Genomic DNA, 16,282 nt, shown 5'->3' with positions numbered 1-16,282 from the left:
GTTACCTGATAGGAGGATTATATAATGGTTGATTGGAAAAATCTTGACACACTTAAAGCTTACGACGATCTTAAAAATGTTAAGCATGTAGATCTCGTATCTGCTATGACAGGTGAAAGCGGCGCCAAAAGAGTAAAGAACTACTCAGTAAAAATGGCGGCTGGTCTTTCTTACAATTACGCTGCAAAGGAAGTTGATGATAACATTCTTTCTGCTCTCAAGGCTCTTGCTGATGAGGCTCAGCTTTCTGACAAATATGCAGCTCTTTACAATGGAGAAGTTATCAATACTGGTGAGAAGAGAATGGTTCTTCACCAGCTTACCAGAGGCCAGCTTGGTGACAACGTTATGGCTGATGGAGTAAATAAAAGAGATTTTTATTTAAATGAACAGAAGCGAATCGCAGAGTTCGCAAACAAAGTTCACTCAGGTGAGATCACAAATGCCAAGGGCGAGAAGTTTACAACAGTTGTTCAGATCGGTATCGGTGGTTCAGACCTTGGTCCAAGAGCTATGTACCTTGCTCTTGAGAACTGGGCACACAGAACCGGCAACTTCAAGATGGAAGCCAAGTTCATCAGTAATGTAGATCCTGATGATGCTTCAGCAGTTCTTAATTCTATCGATGTAGCTCATTCAATCTTTATCCTTGTTTCAAAATCAGGAACAACACTTGAGACATTAACAAATGAGTCTTTCGTAATAGATGCACTCAAGAAGGCGGGCCTTGATTCATCCAAGCACATGATTGCTGTTACTTCTGAGACATCACCTCTTGCCAAGAGTGATAATTACCTTGAAGCATTCTTCATGGATGACTATATTGGTGGACGTTATTCATCAACATCAGGCGTTGGCGGAGCAGTTCTTTCACTTGCATTTGGTCCTGACGTATTTGCTCAGTTCCTCGATGGTGCTGCAGAAGAGGACAAACTTGCAGCTAATCCTAACATGCTTGAGAACCCAGCAATGCTCGATGCTATGATCGGTGTTTACGAGAGAAATATCTTAGGATATGGTAGCACAGCTGTACTTCCTTATTCACAGGGACTTAGCCGTTTCCCTGCTCACTTACAGCAACTTGACATGGAGTCAAATGGTAAGAGCGTTAACCGTTTTGGCGAGCCAATCAACTATGTAACTGGTCCTATCATCTTTGGTGAACCTGGTACAAATGGACAGCATTCATTCTATCAGCTCCTTCATCAGGGAACAGATATTATTCCTCTTCAGTTCATTGGATTCAAGAACAGCCAGCTCCAGAATGACGTTAACATTCAGGACAGCACAAGCCAGCAGAAGCTCTGCGCAAACGTAGCAGCTCAGATCGTTGCATTTGCTTGTGGTAAAAAAGATGAGAACCTCAACAAGAACTTCAAGGGTGGACGTCCTTCAAGCATCATCATTGGCGAAGAGCTTAATCCTAAGTCTCTTGGTGCTCTCCTTGCTCACTTTGAGAATAAGGTTATGTTCCAGGGATTTGTATGGAATATCAACAGCTTCGACCAGGAAGGTGTTCAGCTTGGTAAGGTTCTTGCCAAGAAGGTACTTGCTCACGAGACAGATGGAGCTCTCGCAGAGTACAGCAAACTCTTAAACATCTGAATTTAGAATATAAATAATTAAGGCGTGAAAAGAATGATTCTTTTCACGCCTCTTTTTTGCTAAAGATTTAAATATCTAAAAATTCGTAAGTCTTTTTTCCGTGCTCTTTAGCCAGATACAATGCCTTATCTGCGCTAGTATACAGCTTTTCATAATTCAGTTCCTTATCCTTGTAACTATCACCAGTCACCTGAACGATTCCAAGAGATATTGATGTAATACCTTTGTAGCTCATCTTAACAAGTTCTTCATCATAGGAACTGATCTGTTTTTTTGCAAAGTCCTGAAGCCATTTCCTGTCTGTATTGCCCTCTATGAACATACAGAATTCATCTCCACCTATTCGTCCTGAATAAATCCTGTATCTCATAGTGCTCTTTTCTGCAGCTTTCATGACTGAAGCAAGAGCTACTAAAGCCGCGTCACCTGTCTTGTGACCATATTTATCATTTACATTCTTGAAATTATCAAGATCTAACATGATAAATGCGCCCTGTTTCTTTTCTGAAAGGATACGATCAACGTTTTCTTCAAACCATCCTCTGTTATAAATTCCTGTAAGTGAATCCTTGCTGGCACTTTCTTCCACCATATTCAGGTAATTGTAGTGTTCTGTAAGATCAAGTATCCACAGGATCTGGCCTGTGACATGGGACTGTTCAATAAGTGGCTCGATACGTGTCTCATAGGTATGACCACCTATCTCAATAGACTTTTTCTTTTCTAAAAATATGTCTTTTAACATAGGAACGGCGTAGGCGTCATCATATTTATAAAACTCTCCCAAAATTGTATTCACCCACTTGTTGTGGTAAAGGATCCTGTGAGAGGAATCTACTACAATAACACCCTCTTTTCCCTTATTAAGAGCATTGCCAAAATCAAGGCTTATAGAATCGAGGTAACTATACTTGCCGAGAGATATTGAGACAAATATAGCTGCAAAAGGAATTCCAAGAGCTGGAATCTCATAACCATTGGTAAGATTCAATACCTTGATCAGATATGGCAGCCACATAACGATCATAGCGTACAAAAGAAATCTAAGTCTCTTTTTATGAAGGCTATTAGCATGTTTCGCACTCTTAACACCTATGATCACGCTCATGAGGCAAACTGCCACGCTATATATCACAAAGACCCTAAACGCTATTCCATATCCCACAACCTGCATTCTAGGAAAGCTTCCTGCTTCGTAATTGATTGTGATTGCCTTGTACATAAGCCCGTTATCTTCATATGTAAACAGACTATACATTACAAAGAATGAAACAACGATTTCTAAAGAATAGATGAAACCTGATATTCGTGTATGACATAGCTCCTGCATGCAGTACGTCAGGGAGATAAAGAGCATACATTCAGCAAAAAACTGTAATTTAGTGCCAGTATAAACGCCCGCTACTTCTCTTGTAGTGATCTCTTGCAAAAATCCGAAGATATACATTATTGCGAAGATCATAAAGCAGGTAACTGCATTTTGCGCTCTAGACGGGTTAATTGTAAGAACATATCCCAGCATTATCAATGCGATAACAAGGGCAATTATGTGCGCCATTATATATATATCCTGATCAACCATATTTCCAACTAAATATTTGATTGCCGATAATATAAGAAAATGGCCGGGATAGAAGCAATAAAAGAAATATTTATTAAATAAATTTTTCTTTTCCCCAAGCTGTCCATTATAAAAATACAATGGTATAAGTCCAAAAACAAAACCTAAAAGATACAGTCTCTCAGCTACATTCCAGTCATATTTTGAAAAATGATACTTCTGATTAAGCAATATCATTGCTATCAGCGATATTTCCATTACAACAGTAGCAAAAACAAACCACTTAGCCTTAGTTTTAAAGTCTTTTCCAAAATAGAAGATAAGCACATAAATGATAGGCATTATCACCCATCCGCCAATGTTCCAGGAAATAACAAACAGCACTCCTATGAGAACTGCTTTGGTTCCCTTTGGCAATATCTTATTATCCGCAATTGTCAGGGCTAAAAGAGCCAAAAGCAGATCAAAGATTATATTTTGTCTGTAATCATACTCTTCATGGAAAAAAATATAGAAAGGAAATATCGAAAAAACAGCAAAAGATGCCATCCTGTTAATGTAACTCTTTAAATCACTGGTATGGCGATAGCCCTCTGCAACGAAAAAGCACATGATTGGAATAGTAAGCCTTCCGAAAATGTGCATAATCTGACCAAGCGGCGACATGAAATCAACAAATCCCCACGCTGTATGGTCAACGACCATTGCTATGATAGCTAAGATCTTTAATTCTCTTCTACTAAGTCCCTTGGTATTCATAAGCTCCTTAACAGTTCAAGTGTTGCTGCTGCGCAATCCTTAGCTGCTTTTGCCTCAAAAACAGGATAATCAACAATATCACTTCCATCAGCCTTGTCAGAAATGGCTCTGATGATAAGGAATGGAATATTGTTAAGATAGGCAGCCTGTGCAATAGCAGCGCCTTCCATCTCTGTGCACTTTCCGTTAAATTCAGCCTTGATAGCATCCTTAACTTCATTGCTGCTGATAAACTGATCGCCACTGCATACTCTTCCTTCGAAGATTCCAAGATCAGGTGCAGCCTTCTTGATAGCGTCTTTTGCTTTGTTACGAAGAGTCTCATCCGCAGTAAAAGATGCTACGCCAAGCTGAGGAACTTCTCCCTTTTTATATCCAAAAATTGTGGCATCAACATCGTGGTAGCATACATCTGTAGAAAGAACTATATCCCCGATATTGATCTGGGCATCAAGGGAACCTGCTGCTCCTGTGTTGATAACGTGAGTAACGCCAAAAACATCTACAAGGATCTGAACACAGATACCAGCGTTAACCTTGCAGATACCACTGCGAACTACAACTACGTCAACTCCGCCAAGTGTTCCCTCAAAGAACTCCATAGAAGCCTTTTTGATGGTATTCTTAAGCTCCATCTTCTCTTTTAGAGTTTCGACCTCTACTTCCATCGCTCCAATGATTCCAATTTTCATATATTTATATCTCCTATTAAATAAAATTCCTCTAATACTATAATATAATATCGTCCTGTTTTCTAATATAAAATTAGTATAAAAAGAACCGGTGGATTATTGTATTCCACCGGCCCTAAAACTTCATTATCCTTATTATCCAAAGTATCTCTTTAAGAGACCTTCAAATGCCTTGCCATGTCTAGCCTCGTCACGGCCAATCTCATGAACAGCATCATGAATTGCATCAAGATTGAGCTCTTTTGCCTTCTTAGCAAGATCTGCTCTTCCCTGTGTTGCACCGTACTCTGCATCAGCACGAAGCTCGAGGTTCTTCTTGGTTGAGTTTGTAAGAACTTCACCAAGCATCTCTGCAAAATGAGCTGCATGCTCAGCCTCTTCCCAAGCAGCCTTCTCATAGAACGCACCAATCTCAGGATATCCTTCTCTAATAGCAACTCTGGACATCGCAAGATACATTCCAACTTCTGAACACTCACCGTTGAACATCTCACGAAGACCATTCTTTATCTCTTCAGGAGCTTCACTTGCAACACCAAGAACATGCTCACATGCCCAAACCTTCTCGCCTTCCTGCTTCTGGAACTTAGAAGCTGGAGCCTTACATACTGGACAAGCCTCTGGTGGCTGATCTCCCTCATGTACATATCCACAAACCTGACATACCCATTTCATAGTTCTAGTCTCCTTTCCTGCGCTTTGCGCAAAGTGCATCTACTGCACAACAGTTTAATCATCACTATTTTCTTTTAGACAATCCTCGCAGATGCCATAAAAATAGATCTTGTGCCCATCTATTTTCCCAGGAAAATTCCTGGCTGCTACCTTATCTATAGAATCGATATCATCCATCTCCAAATCAATGACTCTTCCGCACTTGCTACAGACAAAATGATTATGCTCACTTGTATCTGCATCGAAGTGCTCGTATCCATCTCCAACTCGCAATCTGGCTATTTCTCCTATATCAGATAAAAGAACCAGATTCCTGTAGACGGTACCAAGACTTATCTTTGGATAAATCTCCCTGATGTTGTTATATACGACCTCAGCCGTTGGATGATCCTTTCTTCCTTGCAGGAAATCCTTGATCATAGCTCTTTGCTTACTATACTTAAGCGCCACGTCTTCCTCCTGAAAGTTTTCAAAAATAGTAATCATTACTAATATTAAGTATAACATAGACAAATCCTGTTTCAAGTACTTTTATAAAACTTTTATATATTAATTTTCAATTGCTTTGAAAATTAATTTCTATTTGGGGTCCAAAATACGATATACTTATTCTATGGAGGTTTAGTATATGAATATTGTTAGCGAAAGAATAAAAAGCTGTTACAATTCACTTCCTGCATCCGAACGACTAGTAGCGGATTATGTCTTAGAAAACAGTGACGATCTTTTCCAGTACCCTATCAAAGATCTTGCTGCAAAATCAGGCACTACCCAGGCCGCGTGGACAAGGTTTGCCCAAGCTATTGGTTACGAAGGGTTAAAAGACCTTAAGGGAGCCTATTATACAGAGGCAAACAATTCCTTAAGACAAAATGACAATAGTCCTAAGGTTGCCTTCAAGGATGTTAATGAATATACATCACTCCAGTCAATTGCTGATAATATCTGTGCTACCAGTGTTCAGGCCATTCAGACCACTTATAGATTATTTGATGCCGGAACCTTCAAGGATGTTGTTACCAAAATAGTTTCAGCCAAACAGATTCAGATCTTTGGCATCGGTGCTGCCGGCATCGCTGCTTATGATCTATATTGTAAATTGCTAAGAATTCATTATAATGTTATATTTAATCAGGACTATCACATGAACCTAATGAGCTTGTCTCAGATCAAGCCTTATGACGTAGCTATCTTCTTTTGTGATAATCCAAAGGATAAGGAAGTAATGCAGCTTTATACCCTTGCCAAGAGCAAAGGCGCAACAACTGTTGCAATTACCAAGCTGGGCAATAATCCACTTACTACAAGCTGCGATTATATCTTGTTTGCCACATCTCCAGAAATAGACAAAAAGAGCGGCGTGACAAGTTCAAGATTTGCTCACCTGTTCCTTGTAGACACATTATATACAGCGATCGCTAACCGCGATTACGAAAATATCAGAGAATACCTGAAGGATTCCTTCGAAGTATTCAACGAAGTACAAAAGGACTAAGAATAAAAATGGAAAAAATTGCTAGCTTTACAGTTAATCATCTGGATCTTGAGCCAGGTATCTACGTATCAAGAAAGGATAAGGTTGGACAGGAGACTATTACAACTTTCGACCTTAGAATGACAGCTCCAAACAAAGAGCCTGTTATGAACACTGCAGAAGTTCACACAATGGAGCACCTTGGAGCAACATTTTTAAGAAATGATGCTGAATACAAGGACAAGACAATCTACTTTGGACCAATGGGTTGCAGAACAGGTTTTTATGTTGTTCTTGCTGGAGACCTTGATTCAAAGACAATCGTTCCACTTATCACTAGAATGTTCGAGTTCATGCGCGACTTTGAGGGAGAAGTTCCTGGAGCAAGCGCAAGAGACTGCGGCAACTACCTTGATATGAACCTTGGAATGGCCAAGTTCCTTGCTAAGAGATACTTAGACAACACTCTTTACAACATCACTGATAAACACCTTGTTTATCCCGAATAATTTATAAACTAAAAGATCTGCCCTTAGATATCTAAAGGCAGATCTTATTTTTTGTTCAATTATTATTTCTGGATCTCTTCTTCAATAAGTTTAACTATTGTATTAGTTGCGCTGTGAAGATTACTCTTACTCATGTTATCAATAAATATATCTCTTCTCTCAAAGAGATCTTCGATAGTCTCTACCAAGATATCTTCATCAAGATCATCATTGTCGATAACAAGTGAAAATCCCTGTTGCTCAAAAGATCTTGCATTGAGCATCTGATCTCCTCTACTTGACTTGGTAGAAAGAGGGATCAGGATATTTGGCTTTTTGAGTGCAAGAAGCTCACAGATTGAGTTTGCTCCCGCTCTTGAAACTACTATATCAGCCATAGCAAAGATGTCCTTAAGCTCAGCCTTAACGTACTCAAACTGCTTGTAGCCTGGTACTGTGAGTTTTAAGTTGTCCATCTTCTCTTTGCCGCAGATATGAACTATGTTGAAATTAGGAAGAAGTCTTGGAAGTGCGTATCTAACAGTCTCATTAACTGACTGTGCACCAAGGCTTCCGCCAATTACCATGAGAACAGGCTTGTCATCTGTAAATCCGCAAAGCTTCTTACCTTCCTCCGCCGATCCCATACCAAGCTCTTCTCTTATTGGTGTACCTGTAAGAATAGCTTTTTCAGCTGGTAAAAGACGCATTGTCTCAGGGAAGTTACAGCAGATTTTCTTGGCACCACTCATGCTAAGCTTGTTGGCAAGACCTGGTGTCATATCTGACTCATGTACGATATAAGGAATCTTAAGAATTCCTGCAGCTCTGACAACAGGAACACTTACAAATCCTCCCTTAGAAAATACGATATCTGGCTTGATCTTCTTTAGAAGCTTAACTGCCTCAGTAAATCCCTTTAAAACTCTGAATGGATCTGAGAAGTTCTTTGGATCAAAATATCTACGAAGCTTGCCTGTAGCAATTCCAAAGTAAGGAATGTTATAGTCCTCAATAAGCTTTTTCTCGATTCCTGTATATGAACCGATGTAGTAGATCTCGTATCCAGCTTTCTTAAGTGCTGGAATAAGCGCTATATTTGGAGTAACGTGACCTGCACTTCCTCCACCTGTTAATACTATTTTCTTAGTAGCATTCTCGCTCACTTCTTTGTCCTTCTTCCAATATTATTACTGTGCCTGCTTCATAGCCTCTTCAATAGCGTATGAAAGCTGATCCGGGCAAGATGTATTCTTAGCACCGCACTTGATGCCACGAAGCTTAGCGATAGCATCTTCGCACTTCATACCTTCTACAAGTCTTGATACACCCTGAAGGTTACCATTGCAGCCATTTGTAAAGCTAACTGCCTTTATTATTCCGCCCTCAACTTCTATATCTATCTGAGTTGAGCATGTACCCTTTGTTTTGTAAATCATAATAATCTCCTATTTACTCAAATATCTGAATTTTTAGCCACTTTATTATATCACACAATGCAAGTTTATCTTATCTCGTATGTTAACTTATCCTGCTCTTCGTAAGGAATTATAAGCTCATTAACAACTGAATCCGAAAACTCTTTTACCCCATCAAGGATCTCTTCGTAGTTATCAAGAGTCATCTCGTACTCGCCAGCTATCATCTGATCAAGCATGAGTCTGTTGATCTCAGGACTAAAGTGAATTGAATCCATGTAGTTCTCAAGGTTTGTTGTCACATCCGGCTCGTTCTGGAAGCAGAAAATCCTTACGTTATCATACTGTAAAAGAGCCTTTGTCATCTCTTTTTCACAGTAGATATAGGCATCTCGCTGACCAGTTCTGTATACTCCGTCCCACCACAGCATAGAGTATGCTGGATAGAAGAACATAAACTGTGTCTCCGGATGTGCCTCAACCTCTTTGGTTAAAAGAGCTATGTTATCCGCAAGAACATCGTCATAAACGTGCTCATCCATCATATCCACAACATCGATAGGCCTGTAGTAAAGACCAAGGGCCATGTCGCTACTAAAGGTCTTCCACTTAGCCCAGTTATAAGAAAGGCCTTCGTTGTAATTTCCAAGATAGGAGTTTGCGATCTGATAAGGAATCTTCTCAAGCAAAACATCCTTGTTAAAGAGATATTGCACGTCATTGAGTGGATTGTGATCGTATAGATACATAGGGCAGCCCGTAGATTCATAGGTTGTGACTGCATCTGCATTTAGCGCTGATGGATCAATATTGTAAAAGACGTACTTGATATCATGATTCTTGTAGGCTTCGTCCATTAGATAGCAAAGGTCTGCTGTAGCGCCATAGGAACGGATAGCCTTTATTGACTTAACTCCGTAGGCTTCGTCATACCAGGCGTTGTCGTTATTTTCCATAACAGAAGAACCAACAAGGAGCGTATCGTAATCAAAGTGCCTAAGGGTTCCAATACACTGATATTCCTTGTCATTGAGGATTGCCTTAAGGCCAAGCCAAGGCCCATGATAGTGATAAAATGGGTCAAAAACAAAGACCACGCCCCCAACAAATACCACAAGAGCAAGGACTGTTATAAGCAGCCTTTTTATGAAGTTTTTTGATGTCATGTTTTCTTTTTTCATTTGTTATTCTCAAAACTGGAAGTAGATAAATGTGCTGACATTTGATAATGAAATGAAGGACCATACGAATAATACTGCTAGTCCCAGCACTGTCTTTTTGTTAAACTCAGCTTTTTTTACTATTTCCTGTGTGTTTTTCCTGGTCATTACAAAGGCTGAAATAGCTATGTAAATGATGATGGTAACAAGGTAAATTTGGTTATCAAATTGCATTCCAAGCTGTGAAAAGAGCTGTCTAAATACGTAGTTCTCTGCAATCTCAAGGTTTGCTGCTGTTCTATAGAGGAACCCTGGATAAGTCCAGAAAAAGAGCCTTCTAAACATACCCATTGCATAAGCAAGATCCTGGGATCTAAAGAATACGAGGGATACCACAAACATAAAGAATGTAAGCGCATTTCCAAGAGCCCTTGGAATAGTGATAAGTGGCTTTTCTCTTAGAAGATATTTCTTTTTCTTGCCATCATCATCGCTTCTAACTGCCACGATTCCAATATCATCCCATACTACTAAAAGTCCCTGCATAAGTCCCCAGCAAATATAGGTCCAGCCTGCGCCGTGCCATAATCCGCTTAGTACAAAGACAATGAGAACGTTGATCACTGTTCTGAGCTTGCCTTTTCTGCTACCTCCAAGAGGAATGTAAACGTACTTTATAAAGAAACGGGAAAGAGTCATGTGCCATCTCTGCCACAGCTCTTTGGCTGAAGAAGCCTTGTATGGTGAATTGAAGTTCACAGGAAGCTCGTAGCCAAGCATCATACTTACGCCGTTTGCCATGTCGCAGTAGCCTGAAAAATCAAGATATATCTGGAATGTATAAGCTAGCATCACCACGATAACAGTTAAGGTGTCGAGGTAGTAAGTATACTTAAATCCGTAGTTAACAGCTCCCGCCAAGGTATCAGCAAGGATCACCTTCTTGGAAAGGCCGATGATAAAGGACATGAGGCCCTTGGCAAACCTGTCTGAATCATATTTGCGAAGAGATGCGTCGTTAAACTGATCGATCATTTCCTTGTGGAATGCGATAGGTCCCTGAATGAGCTTAGGGAAATACACTGTGTACATGACGTATTTAAGGAACGGATAGTGAGGAGCCTCACCATTTGCCCTGTCTACAATGAAAGATATCTGACCAAAGGTAAAAAAGCTTATTCCTATAGGCATCAGTATTTCTTTTGCTGTAAGAGCTGCACCAGTTAAGGCGTTTACGTTGTCGATGAAAAATCCAAGATACTTAAAATAGAATAGAAGCGCTAGGTTAAAGAGAACGCCAACTATTTTGATAAGCTTTGGCTGATGCCAATGTTCAAGTAACATACTAAGGCCGTAGTTCACGGCAATGCTTACCAGCAAGATCACAAGGAACATGGCGCCAAAAGAGTAATAGAAATACAGTGACATCAATATTAAAAATATGTCTGCCACTGTATGTTTTTCGAATCTATTTAGTGCATACCAGCCAAGAAGTAATATTGGCAGGAACACCAGTATAAATGTAAATGAATTAAATCCCATTCATGCTCTCCATTTGTTTATATCATGAAGAGTATATCATAAATACTTTTGGGTTAAAATCTTTTGAACAGTTCTATCTACGAAGTCTGCTGACTGCTCTGGAGTCAGATAAGTGTAATTTCTATGAAGCTCACCGTGGTTGTCACTTCTATAGAAGCCGCAAATGTACTGCCTACGATTCTCAAAAGCGTCCTTACTGAAAATATCCATAAATTCGTTATCGTAATCTACAGCGCTTTCGTAAATGTGAAATGCCCTGAAATCAGGATGCTCTTCTAAGTACAAAAAGTCTATGTCGTACCAATCGCCTTTGGCAGTCCAAACAAGCTTATTCTTGTCCTGTGCTGCTTCCTTTGGATATGCCTTCAAGAGTCCGCAGTATACATCATTTGTCCAGTCGATATCAGTCAAAAGATGTACGTAATAGCCCAGGAAAAATGAGTATTCCTTCTTGCTATAACTCCCAATTAGCTCTTCGTTAAAATATTTGTCGCAGAACTCTTCCACGTCAAAAAATGTTTCATCATCTGCCTTAGTCTTAAAATGAGAAACCACCTTTGGAGGATGAAACTCTGTCCAGTTCTCGTTTGGAACGCCACTATCCGGCGCTATGTTTCCCATAACGAAAGCTGTCTCATCCAGGTCTTTGATCCTATCAAGGAGCTTGTCTGCAATTCTTAAGTGTACCATCCATGATGCCATGTGCTATTCTCCTATTTTTTGTTTATTGGAACTAGTATCTCAAAGCTATTCTTATCTCTGTTACTATAAATATCGTGTAATTCGGCAAGTACATCTTCCTTCTTACGAAGTAATCTAGGATAATGACTTACTAACATATATTGAGATTTGAGATGTTCTAGAACTTCTATCTCAGCTTTAACTAATTGGGAATTATAGATATAATAACCATCTTTAACTTTGCTGTATAGCGCATCCCCAAAGAAAGCATATGTGTTGTCTACTTCTAACCCCAAGCATCCCTTTGCATGACTGGATGGAATAGGAAATATGTGCATGTTCCCGATATAAGTATCTGACTCGATAATAGTTCCTTTTCCAACATGCTTATACGTTTCTTTTGAAACATATAACTCATCGCAATTCACATTATCTATATTTCCAATATGATCAGCATGGAAATGAGAAAGAACCACGTTACATTTACACTCTGGAATGCTTGATAAACTCTGCTCTCCATTTCCAACATCATAGAGCCAGGTTTTATCTCCATCCTTAATAACCCCAATATCCGCAGATAAGGGGTTTTCTGATGCTTCTATGTAACTAATGTGGTCGTTTATCTTGATAATGCTCATATTATATGTCTTCTTATTCCCTTCACTCATTGAAAAGCTTATCTATTCTCTTAAACAGCTCCTCATCTATCTTGAAAAGACTCACATAATTCTTGAATCTTAGATTCATCTCTTCTGGTGCTGTTCCATAAACCGTCTTCAATCCCTCAACAGAATCTTCGAACTTATAGAATTCCTGATATTTTTCCTGCCCATATGAAGTAATAAGCCACTCTGTAAATGCTCCCACAATAGGATAAGTGATTCTGCAATCCTGTTCAAAGAAAAATTCTCTATTGATCAACTTCTCTATTGGCAAATACTTTCCTGTCTTCAAGAAATACTCTACCCAATGTATGTTATGTATTCCCCACCATCTTTTGTCAAAATACATCGCAATTCCTTCACGAATTGCTGGACTAATAGGATGTCCAATCAGCTCAGAAATAAGGTGTGCATCTTCATGAAATCCAATGCATTTCATTTCTTTATTGTACACGCAATAAACCTTATCTGGCATTCTAGCAAAACCATTCCCTGGCTCATCATCACCATAGTAATGACCAACTTCTTCAGGTGTTTCGCACAGATAATAGTTTATCTTATAATCAGGTTCAACATTAAGCGCATCACAAATATATCGATAACATGCCTCTTGATGACTAGCTATCTCTGAAATATCACGCTCAGCCAAGCTATTTTCTTGAAAATGAAAAACATAGTGCTCGCTAAAATATTGTTTCATGCTTTAGTCCCCATATTGTAAATACCCTATACTACTTTCTCATTATAACAATAATTCTTTTGAAAGTTCTTCTGCATGTTTCAAATACCAATTATCTTCATCCTCATCTGCCTCAATAAATTCAACGTATTCATTGAGAAGAGCAAGTTTTATGTCACAAATATACTGCTGATAATCAGGCTTTTCTATAAGTCTCTCATAAACCCCATCTATAAAAGACTTCTTTTGATCTTCATTCATATAAAAAGGAAATGTAGCCCTATCTTCAGTTGCATGAGCAATAAATCTTGCAATATCTAATGAATATGGCATGATTCCGCCAAATCCCCAATCAATAATTACTGCCTTTCCCTTATGATCAACGATATTGAACTGTAACAAATCGCCATTTGACATAGTTCTTGGGCATGTCTTTTGACGTTTTAAAAACAAATCATATGCTTCTCCAATAATATGATAACCCTTTATGAAAGAGAACCTTCTTTCAATTCGATCTAAATATGCCTGATATCGCTCCTCCTCCGGATAATTCCAAAACGCGTTTTGGATTTCGGAAATACTTTCAGCAGCTTCATTAACTAGGTCCCCTGTCATATCACGCAAATCGTTTCCTTCTATGTTTTCAATTACAATCCAAATATCCTTTCCGTCATTATAACTTCCGTAATATTGCGGGACATTAAAGTTTTTTCCGTGAAGATACATCTCATAATTTTTTACTTCTCGTTCTGAAGTTTTTTTAAGAATTCTTTCTTCTTCATCTGTCTTTATCTTATAAACATCATATTTTCGAATATCCTCTTTCTTCTGCCCATATCGTTCACATATTCTCGTAACTGTTCTTCTGTTATCAGCACCAACATTACTATTTACAATATCCATCACTTTGCTACTTACTTCATTTATTTCAAATCTTCCTAGCTCCATATATCTAACGTTACTCCCTACTTATTTCCTCAATCTGCTCATCTATCTCATCAAGCGCATAACCATATCTTGCGCCCCAATCGTCTTTGATGAGCTGCTTTTTCTTTTTATAGTAGCTAATGGCTGAAGCTTTATCGCCAAGTCTAATGTAGCACTGCGCTATTGCATCATACATGTCGGTGTAACGAGGCTTTTCCATTGCTTCAAAACTCTTAAGCCAGTATTTGATTGCTTCCTCATAGTGCTCGCTTTGAGCAAACTGGTTTGCAACGTGGAAAAGTACTCTCCAATCCTTAGGATATTTCTCTGCTAATGCTTTGTACTTATCAATTACTGATGCAAAGCCATTCTCAATCTCTTCTATCTGAACTTCATATGTGTCATAAAGTGTATCTTTTGACACAGTCCTAGCTTCAGCTAGTATCTCTTTTGCTTCAGATAATCGGCCTGCGTCCATGAGATCGTCTAAGAGATAGAGATATGCTCTTACGTTCTTTGGCTCTGCCTTTAAGATCTTTTTCCAGAAATCGATGGAGTCCTTATGACTACCTATGTTCCAGTCATGATTTTTTCCGTGAAGAGCGTGGAATATAAGTGTCATATTATCTTTAGAATTTGGCTTTAGTTCAAGAGCTCTTTTAGCATAGTCAAAGCTTTTTTTCTCAAGGATTTCAACCCAAACGCTATACATATCAGCAAGGAGATTTATTGGCTTGTAGTTATCAGGTTTTAAATCTACCTCTGACTTTAAGAAGCTTTCCATATCGAGAAATTCCTTAGCTGTTATGTCTCTGTTGAATTCTAGTGTGTTTGAGATCTTTTCGTATTTCTTTTCTTTGGAGTATTCAAAGAGATCATCTATTGCTACTCCAAAGCACGCTGCGATATTTGGAAGTGTCTGAATATCTGGTTGTGAGATATCCTTTTCCCATTTGCTGATTGCCTGACTTGTAACTCCTAGTTTTTCCGCTAGTTCACTCTGTGACATTCCTTTGTCGCGCCTTAATTTCTTTATCTTTTCACCTATTGTTGTCATATTTTCTTCCTCGTTTTGATTAGTCTTAGTGTTCTCTATATCAATATCCGGATTTGATAATATGATTGTAGTATTAGTGAAATCAACTGTAAATCGAATATATAGCTATTTTTTACAACTGTTGGTTTAAAAATGGCAATCCTCACATCTGTAAGGATTGCCTTTCAATTAACACAAATTCTCCACAAGTCCGATAGACACGTAATTATCTAATATCGCACCTATGTCTGTTCCTTCTTCAGAGACGGGAGCGAAGGTTCCATCAACCATGTAGCTGATGCCGCCATTGTCTAACTTCTTAACTTCTTTATAACTATCTATGTAGAAGGCCCTCCTAGAAACTGTTCTGTCTCTTAGGATTCCCTTGCACTTTTCTAATTTGCAGCCTGGGAAGTTGACGTTATAGATAAATCCTGGCTTGTAATCTTTTTCTACAAGTTCCGCCATTATTTCTTTTAAATACTTATCAGTTGTTTCGTGGATTCCATTAAGGCCTTCTGAGAAGGCTATTGAATGATAGCCTTGGAATTCGCCTTCTAGAGCAGCTCCGACAGTTGCTGAATACTGAATATCTGAAGCTACGTTGTAACCAAAATTAATGCCTGTCATCACGATGTCTGGTTTTTCTGGCATTACGCTTAGACTTCCAACTCTTATGCAATCTGCGGGAGTTCCTGAACATGAATATGCATGAACTCCGCTTACTGGGAAGTCATATGGATACACATCTATTGGATTTCTAAGGGAGATGCTGTGCGACGCTGCGCTTCTTTGACCATCTGGCGCTACTACCCAGACTTCTCCGAAGTCTTTTGCTGCCTGCACCAACCTTATGAGTCCGTCTGCATCGATTCCATCATCATTTGTAATTAGAATTCTTTTTGCCATCCGAAAGTTCTCCA

Annotated in this window: 17 protein-coding genes; 3 read left to right on the top strand and 14 right to left on the bottom strand. The window is 39.0% G+C overall.

Going from position 1 to position 16,282, the window contains the following annotated elements; genetic code table 11:
• Nucleotides 1-24: 24 nt before the first annotated feature.
• The gene (locus bhn_RS00600; RefSeq protein ID WP_071174891.1) at nt 25-1,605 is read left to right on the top strand and encodes a glucose-6-phosphate isomerase; all 1,581 of its coding nucleotides are present in this window, start codon (nt 25-27) and stop codon (nt 1,603-1,605) included.
• A gap of 67 nt (nt 1,606-1,672) precedes the next feature.
• On the opposite strand, the gene bhn_RS00595 is transcribed toward bhn_RS00600, so the two are convergent.
• The 4 genes from bhn_RS00595 to bhn_RS00580 all read right to left on the bottom strand — a co-directional run bounded on the left by bhn_RS00595 (nt 1,673) and on the right by bhn_RS00580 (nt 5,742).
• On the bottom strand, nt 1,673-3,925 hold the full coding sequence (locus bhn_RS00595; protein ID WP_071174890.1) for a TraX family protein: 2,253 nt from the start codon (nt 3,923-3,925) through the stop codon (nt 1,673-1,675).
• Nucleotides 3,922-4,617, bottom strand: coding sequence for a 5'-methylthioadenosine/adenosylhomocysteine nucleosidase (locus tag bhn_RS00590; RefSeq protein ID WP_071174889.1), 696 nt, complete (start codon nt 4,615-4,617; stop codon nt 3,922-3,924). The genes bhn_RS00595 and bhn_RS00590 overlap by 4 nt, the downstream gene beginning before the upstream one ends.
• Before the next feature lie 135 nt (nt 4,618-4,752).
• Nucleotides 4,753-5,292, bottom strand: a complete 540-nt coding sequence (locus bhn_RS00585; RefSeq protein WP_071174888.1) for an NADH peroxidase — start codon at nt 5,290-5,292, stop codon at nt 4,753-4,755.
• Between the two features lie 54 nt (nt 5,293-5,346).
• Nucleotides 5,347-5,742, bottom strand: a complete 396-nt coding sequence (locus bhn_RS00580; protein WP_236845940.1) for a Fur family transcriptional regulator — start codon at nt 5,740-5,742, stop codon at nt 5,347-5,349.
• A gap of 178 nt (nt 5,743-5,920) precedes the next feature.
• On the opposite strand from bhn_RS00580, the gene bhn_RS00575 reads away from it, so the two are divergent.
• Both bhn_RS00575 and bhn_RS00570 read left to right on the top strand, forming a co-directional pair.
• Nucleotides 5,921-6,787: a MurR/RpiR family transcriptional regulator gene (locus bhn_RS00575; RefSeq protein WP_071174887.1), complete on the top strand. Its 867-nt coding sequence runs from the start codon at nt 5,921-5,923 to the stop codon at nt 6,785-6,787.
• Between the two features lie 8 nt (nt 6,788-6,795).
• Nucleotides 6,796-7,275 carry an S-ribosylhomocysteine lyase gene (locus tag bhn_RS00570; protein ID WP_071174886.1) on the top strand — a complete coding sequence of 160 codons (480 nt, stop codon included), beginning with the start codon at nt 6,796-6,798 and terminating at the stop codon, nt 7,273-7,275.
• Nucleotides 7,276-7,337: 62 nt separating this feature from the next.
• Here the strand turns inward: bhn_RS00570 and bhn_RS00565 are convergent, their stop codons facing one another.
• From bhn_RS00565 to surE, 10 genes are all read right to left on the bottom strand, one after another.
• Nucleotides 7,338-8,420: an undecaprenyldiphospho-muramoylpentapeptide beta-N-acetylglucosaminyltransferase gene (locus bhn_RS00565; protein WP_071174885.1), complete on the bottom strand. Its 1,083-nt coding sequence runs from the start codon at nt 8,418-8,420 to the stop codon at nt 7,338-7,340.
• A 24-nt stretch (nt 8,421-8,444) separates the two neighbouring features.
• Nucleotides 8,445-8,693 carry a TIGR03905 family TSCPD domain-containing protein gene (locus bhn_RS00560; protein WP_071174884.1) on the bottom strand — a complete coding sequence of 83 codons (249 nt, stop codon included), beginning with the start codon at nt 8,691-8,693 and terminating at the stop codon, nt 8,445-8,447.
• Nucleotides 8,694-8,758: 65 nt separating this feature from the next.
• Nucleotides 8,759-9,853 carry a hypothetical protein gene (locus bhn_RS00555; protein WP_071174883.1) on the bottom strand — a complete coding sequence of 365 codons (1,095 nt, stop codon included), beginning with the start codon at nt 9,851-9,853 and terminating at the stop codon, nt 8,759-8,761.
• 9 nt (nt 9,854-9,862) lie between these two features.
• Nucleotides 9,863-11,374: an MBOAT family O-acyltransferase gene (locus bhn_RS00550; RefSeq protein WP_071174882.1), complete on the bottom strand. Its 1,512-nt coding sequence runs from the start codon at nt 11,372-11,374 to the stop codon at nt 9,863-9,865.
• A gap of 36 nt (nt 11,375-11,410) precedes the next feature.
• A complete protein-coding gene (locus bhn_RS00545; protein WP_071174881.1) occupies nt 11,411-12,076 on the bottom strand; it encodes a zinc dependent phospholipase C family protein in 666 nt (221 codons plus the stop codon).
• An 11-nt stretch (nt 12,077-12,087) separates the two neighbouring features.
• Nucleotides 12,088-12,693: an MBL fold metallo-hydrolase gene (locus bhn_RS00540; protein WP_161487273.1), complete on the bottom strand. Its 606-nt coding sequence runs from the start codon at nt 12,691-12,693 to the stop codon at nt 12,088-12,090.
• A gap of 22 nt (nt 12,694-12,715) precedes the next feature.
• Nucleotides 12,716-13,417: a hypothetical protein gene (locus tag bhn_RS00535; protein WP_071174879.1), complete on the bottom strand. Its 702-nt coding sequence runs from the start codon at nt 13,415-13,417 to the stop codon at nt 12,716-12,718.
• 42 nt (nt 13,418-13,459) lie between these two features.
• On the bottom strand, nt 13,460-14,344 hold the full coding sequence (locus bhn_RS00530) for a protein kinase family protein (RefSeq protein ID WP_071174878.1): 885 nt from the start codon (nt 14,342-14,344) through the stop codon (nt 13,460-13,462).
• Between the two features lie 10 nt (nt 14,345-14,354).
• Nucleotides 14,355-15,380, bottom strand: a complete 1,026-nt coding sequence (locus tag bhn_RS00525) for a helix-turn-helix domain-containing protein (RefSeq protein WP_071174877.1) — start codon at nt 15,378-15,380, stop codon at nt 14,355-14,357.
• Between the two features lie 168 nt (nt 15,381-15,548).
• Complete coding sequence (gene surE / locus bhn_RS00520) at nt 15,549-16,268, bottom strand: 5'/3'-nucleotidase SurE (protein WP_071174876.1); 720 nt, start codon at nt 16,266-16,268, stop codon at nt 15,549-15,551.
• Nucleotides 16,269-16,282 lie beyond the last annotated feature (14 nt).

The organism is Butyrivibrio hungatei (assembly GCF_001858005.1).
In the GTDB taxonomy this organism is placed as follows: Bacteria; Bacillota; Clostridia; order Lachnospirales; family Lachnospiraceae; genus Butyrivibrio; species Butyrivibrio hungatei.
This window is presented reverse-complemented; position numbering and strand designations above follow the sequence as displayed.

What these genes read in the sequence shown, in the direction of transcription:
- bhn_RS00600 (WP_071174891.1), top strand. Translation starts at nt 25, where the DNA reads ATGGTTGATTGGAAAAATCTTGACACACTTAAAGCTTACGACGATCTT.
- bhn_RS00595 (WP_071174890.1), bottom strand. Translation starts at nt 3,925, where the DNA reads ATGAATACCAAGGGACTTAGTAGAAGAGAATTAAAGATCTTAGCTATC.
- bhn_RS00590 (WP_071174889.1), bottom strand. Translation starts at nt 4,617, where the DNA reads ATGAAAATTGGAATCATTGGAGCGATGGAAGTAGAGGTCGAAACTCTA.
- bhn_RS00585 (WP_071174888.1), bottom strand. Translation starts at nt 5,292, where the DNA reads ATGAAATGGGTATGTCAGGTTTGTGGATATGTACATGAGGGAGATCAG.
- bhn_RS00575 (WP_071174887.1), top strand. Translation starts at nt 5,921, where the DNA reads ATGAATATTGTTAGCGAAAGAATAAAAAGCTGTTACAATTCACTTCCT.
- bhn_RS00570 (WP_071174886.1), top strand. Translation starts at nt 6,796, where the DNA reads ATGGAAAAAATTGCTAGCTTTACAGTTAATCATCTGGATCTTGAGCCA.
- bhn_RS00560 (WP_071174884.1), bottom strand. Translation starts at nt 8,693, where the DNA reads ATGATTTACAAAACAAAGGGTACATGCTCAACTCAGATAGATATAGAA.
- bhn_RS00555 (WP_071174883.1), bottom strand. Translation starts at nt 9,853, where the DNA reads ATGAAAAAAGAAAACATGACATCAAAAAACTTCATAAAAAGGCTGCTT.
- bhn_RS00550 (WP_071174882.1), bottom strand. Translation starts at nt 11,374, where the DNA reads ATGGGATTTAATTCATTTACATTTATACTGGTGTTCCTGCCAATATTA.
- bhn_RS00545 (WP_071174881.1), bottom strand. Translation starts at nt 12,076, where the DNA reads ATGGCATCATGGATGGTACACTTAAGAATTGCAGACAAGCTCCTTGAT.
- bhn_RS00540 (WP_161487273.1), bottom strand. Translation starts at nt 12,693, where the DNA reads ATGAGCATTATCAAGATAAACGACCACATTAGTTACATAGAAGCATCA.
- bhn_RS00535 (WP_071174879.1), bottom strand. Translation starts at nt 13,417, where the DNA reads ATGAAACAATATTTTAGCGAGCACTATGTTTTTCATTTTCAAGAAAAT.
- bhn_RS00530 (WP_071174878.1), bottom strand. Translation starts at nt 14,344, where the DNA reads ATGGAGCTAGGAAGATTTGAAATAAATGAAGTAAGTAGCAAAGTGATG.
- bhn_RS00525 (WP_071174877.1), bottom strand. Translation starts at nt 15,380, where the DNA reads ATGACAACAATAGGTGAAAAGATAAAGAAATTAAGGCGCGACAAAGGA.
- surE (WP_071174876.1), bottom strand. Translation starts at nt 16,268, where the DNA reads ATGGCAAAAAGAATTCTAATTACAAATGATGATGGAATCGATGCAGAC.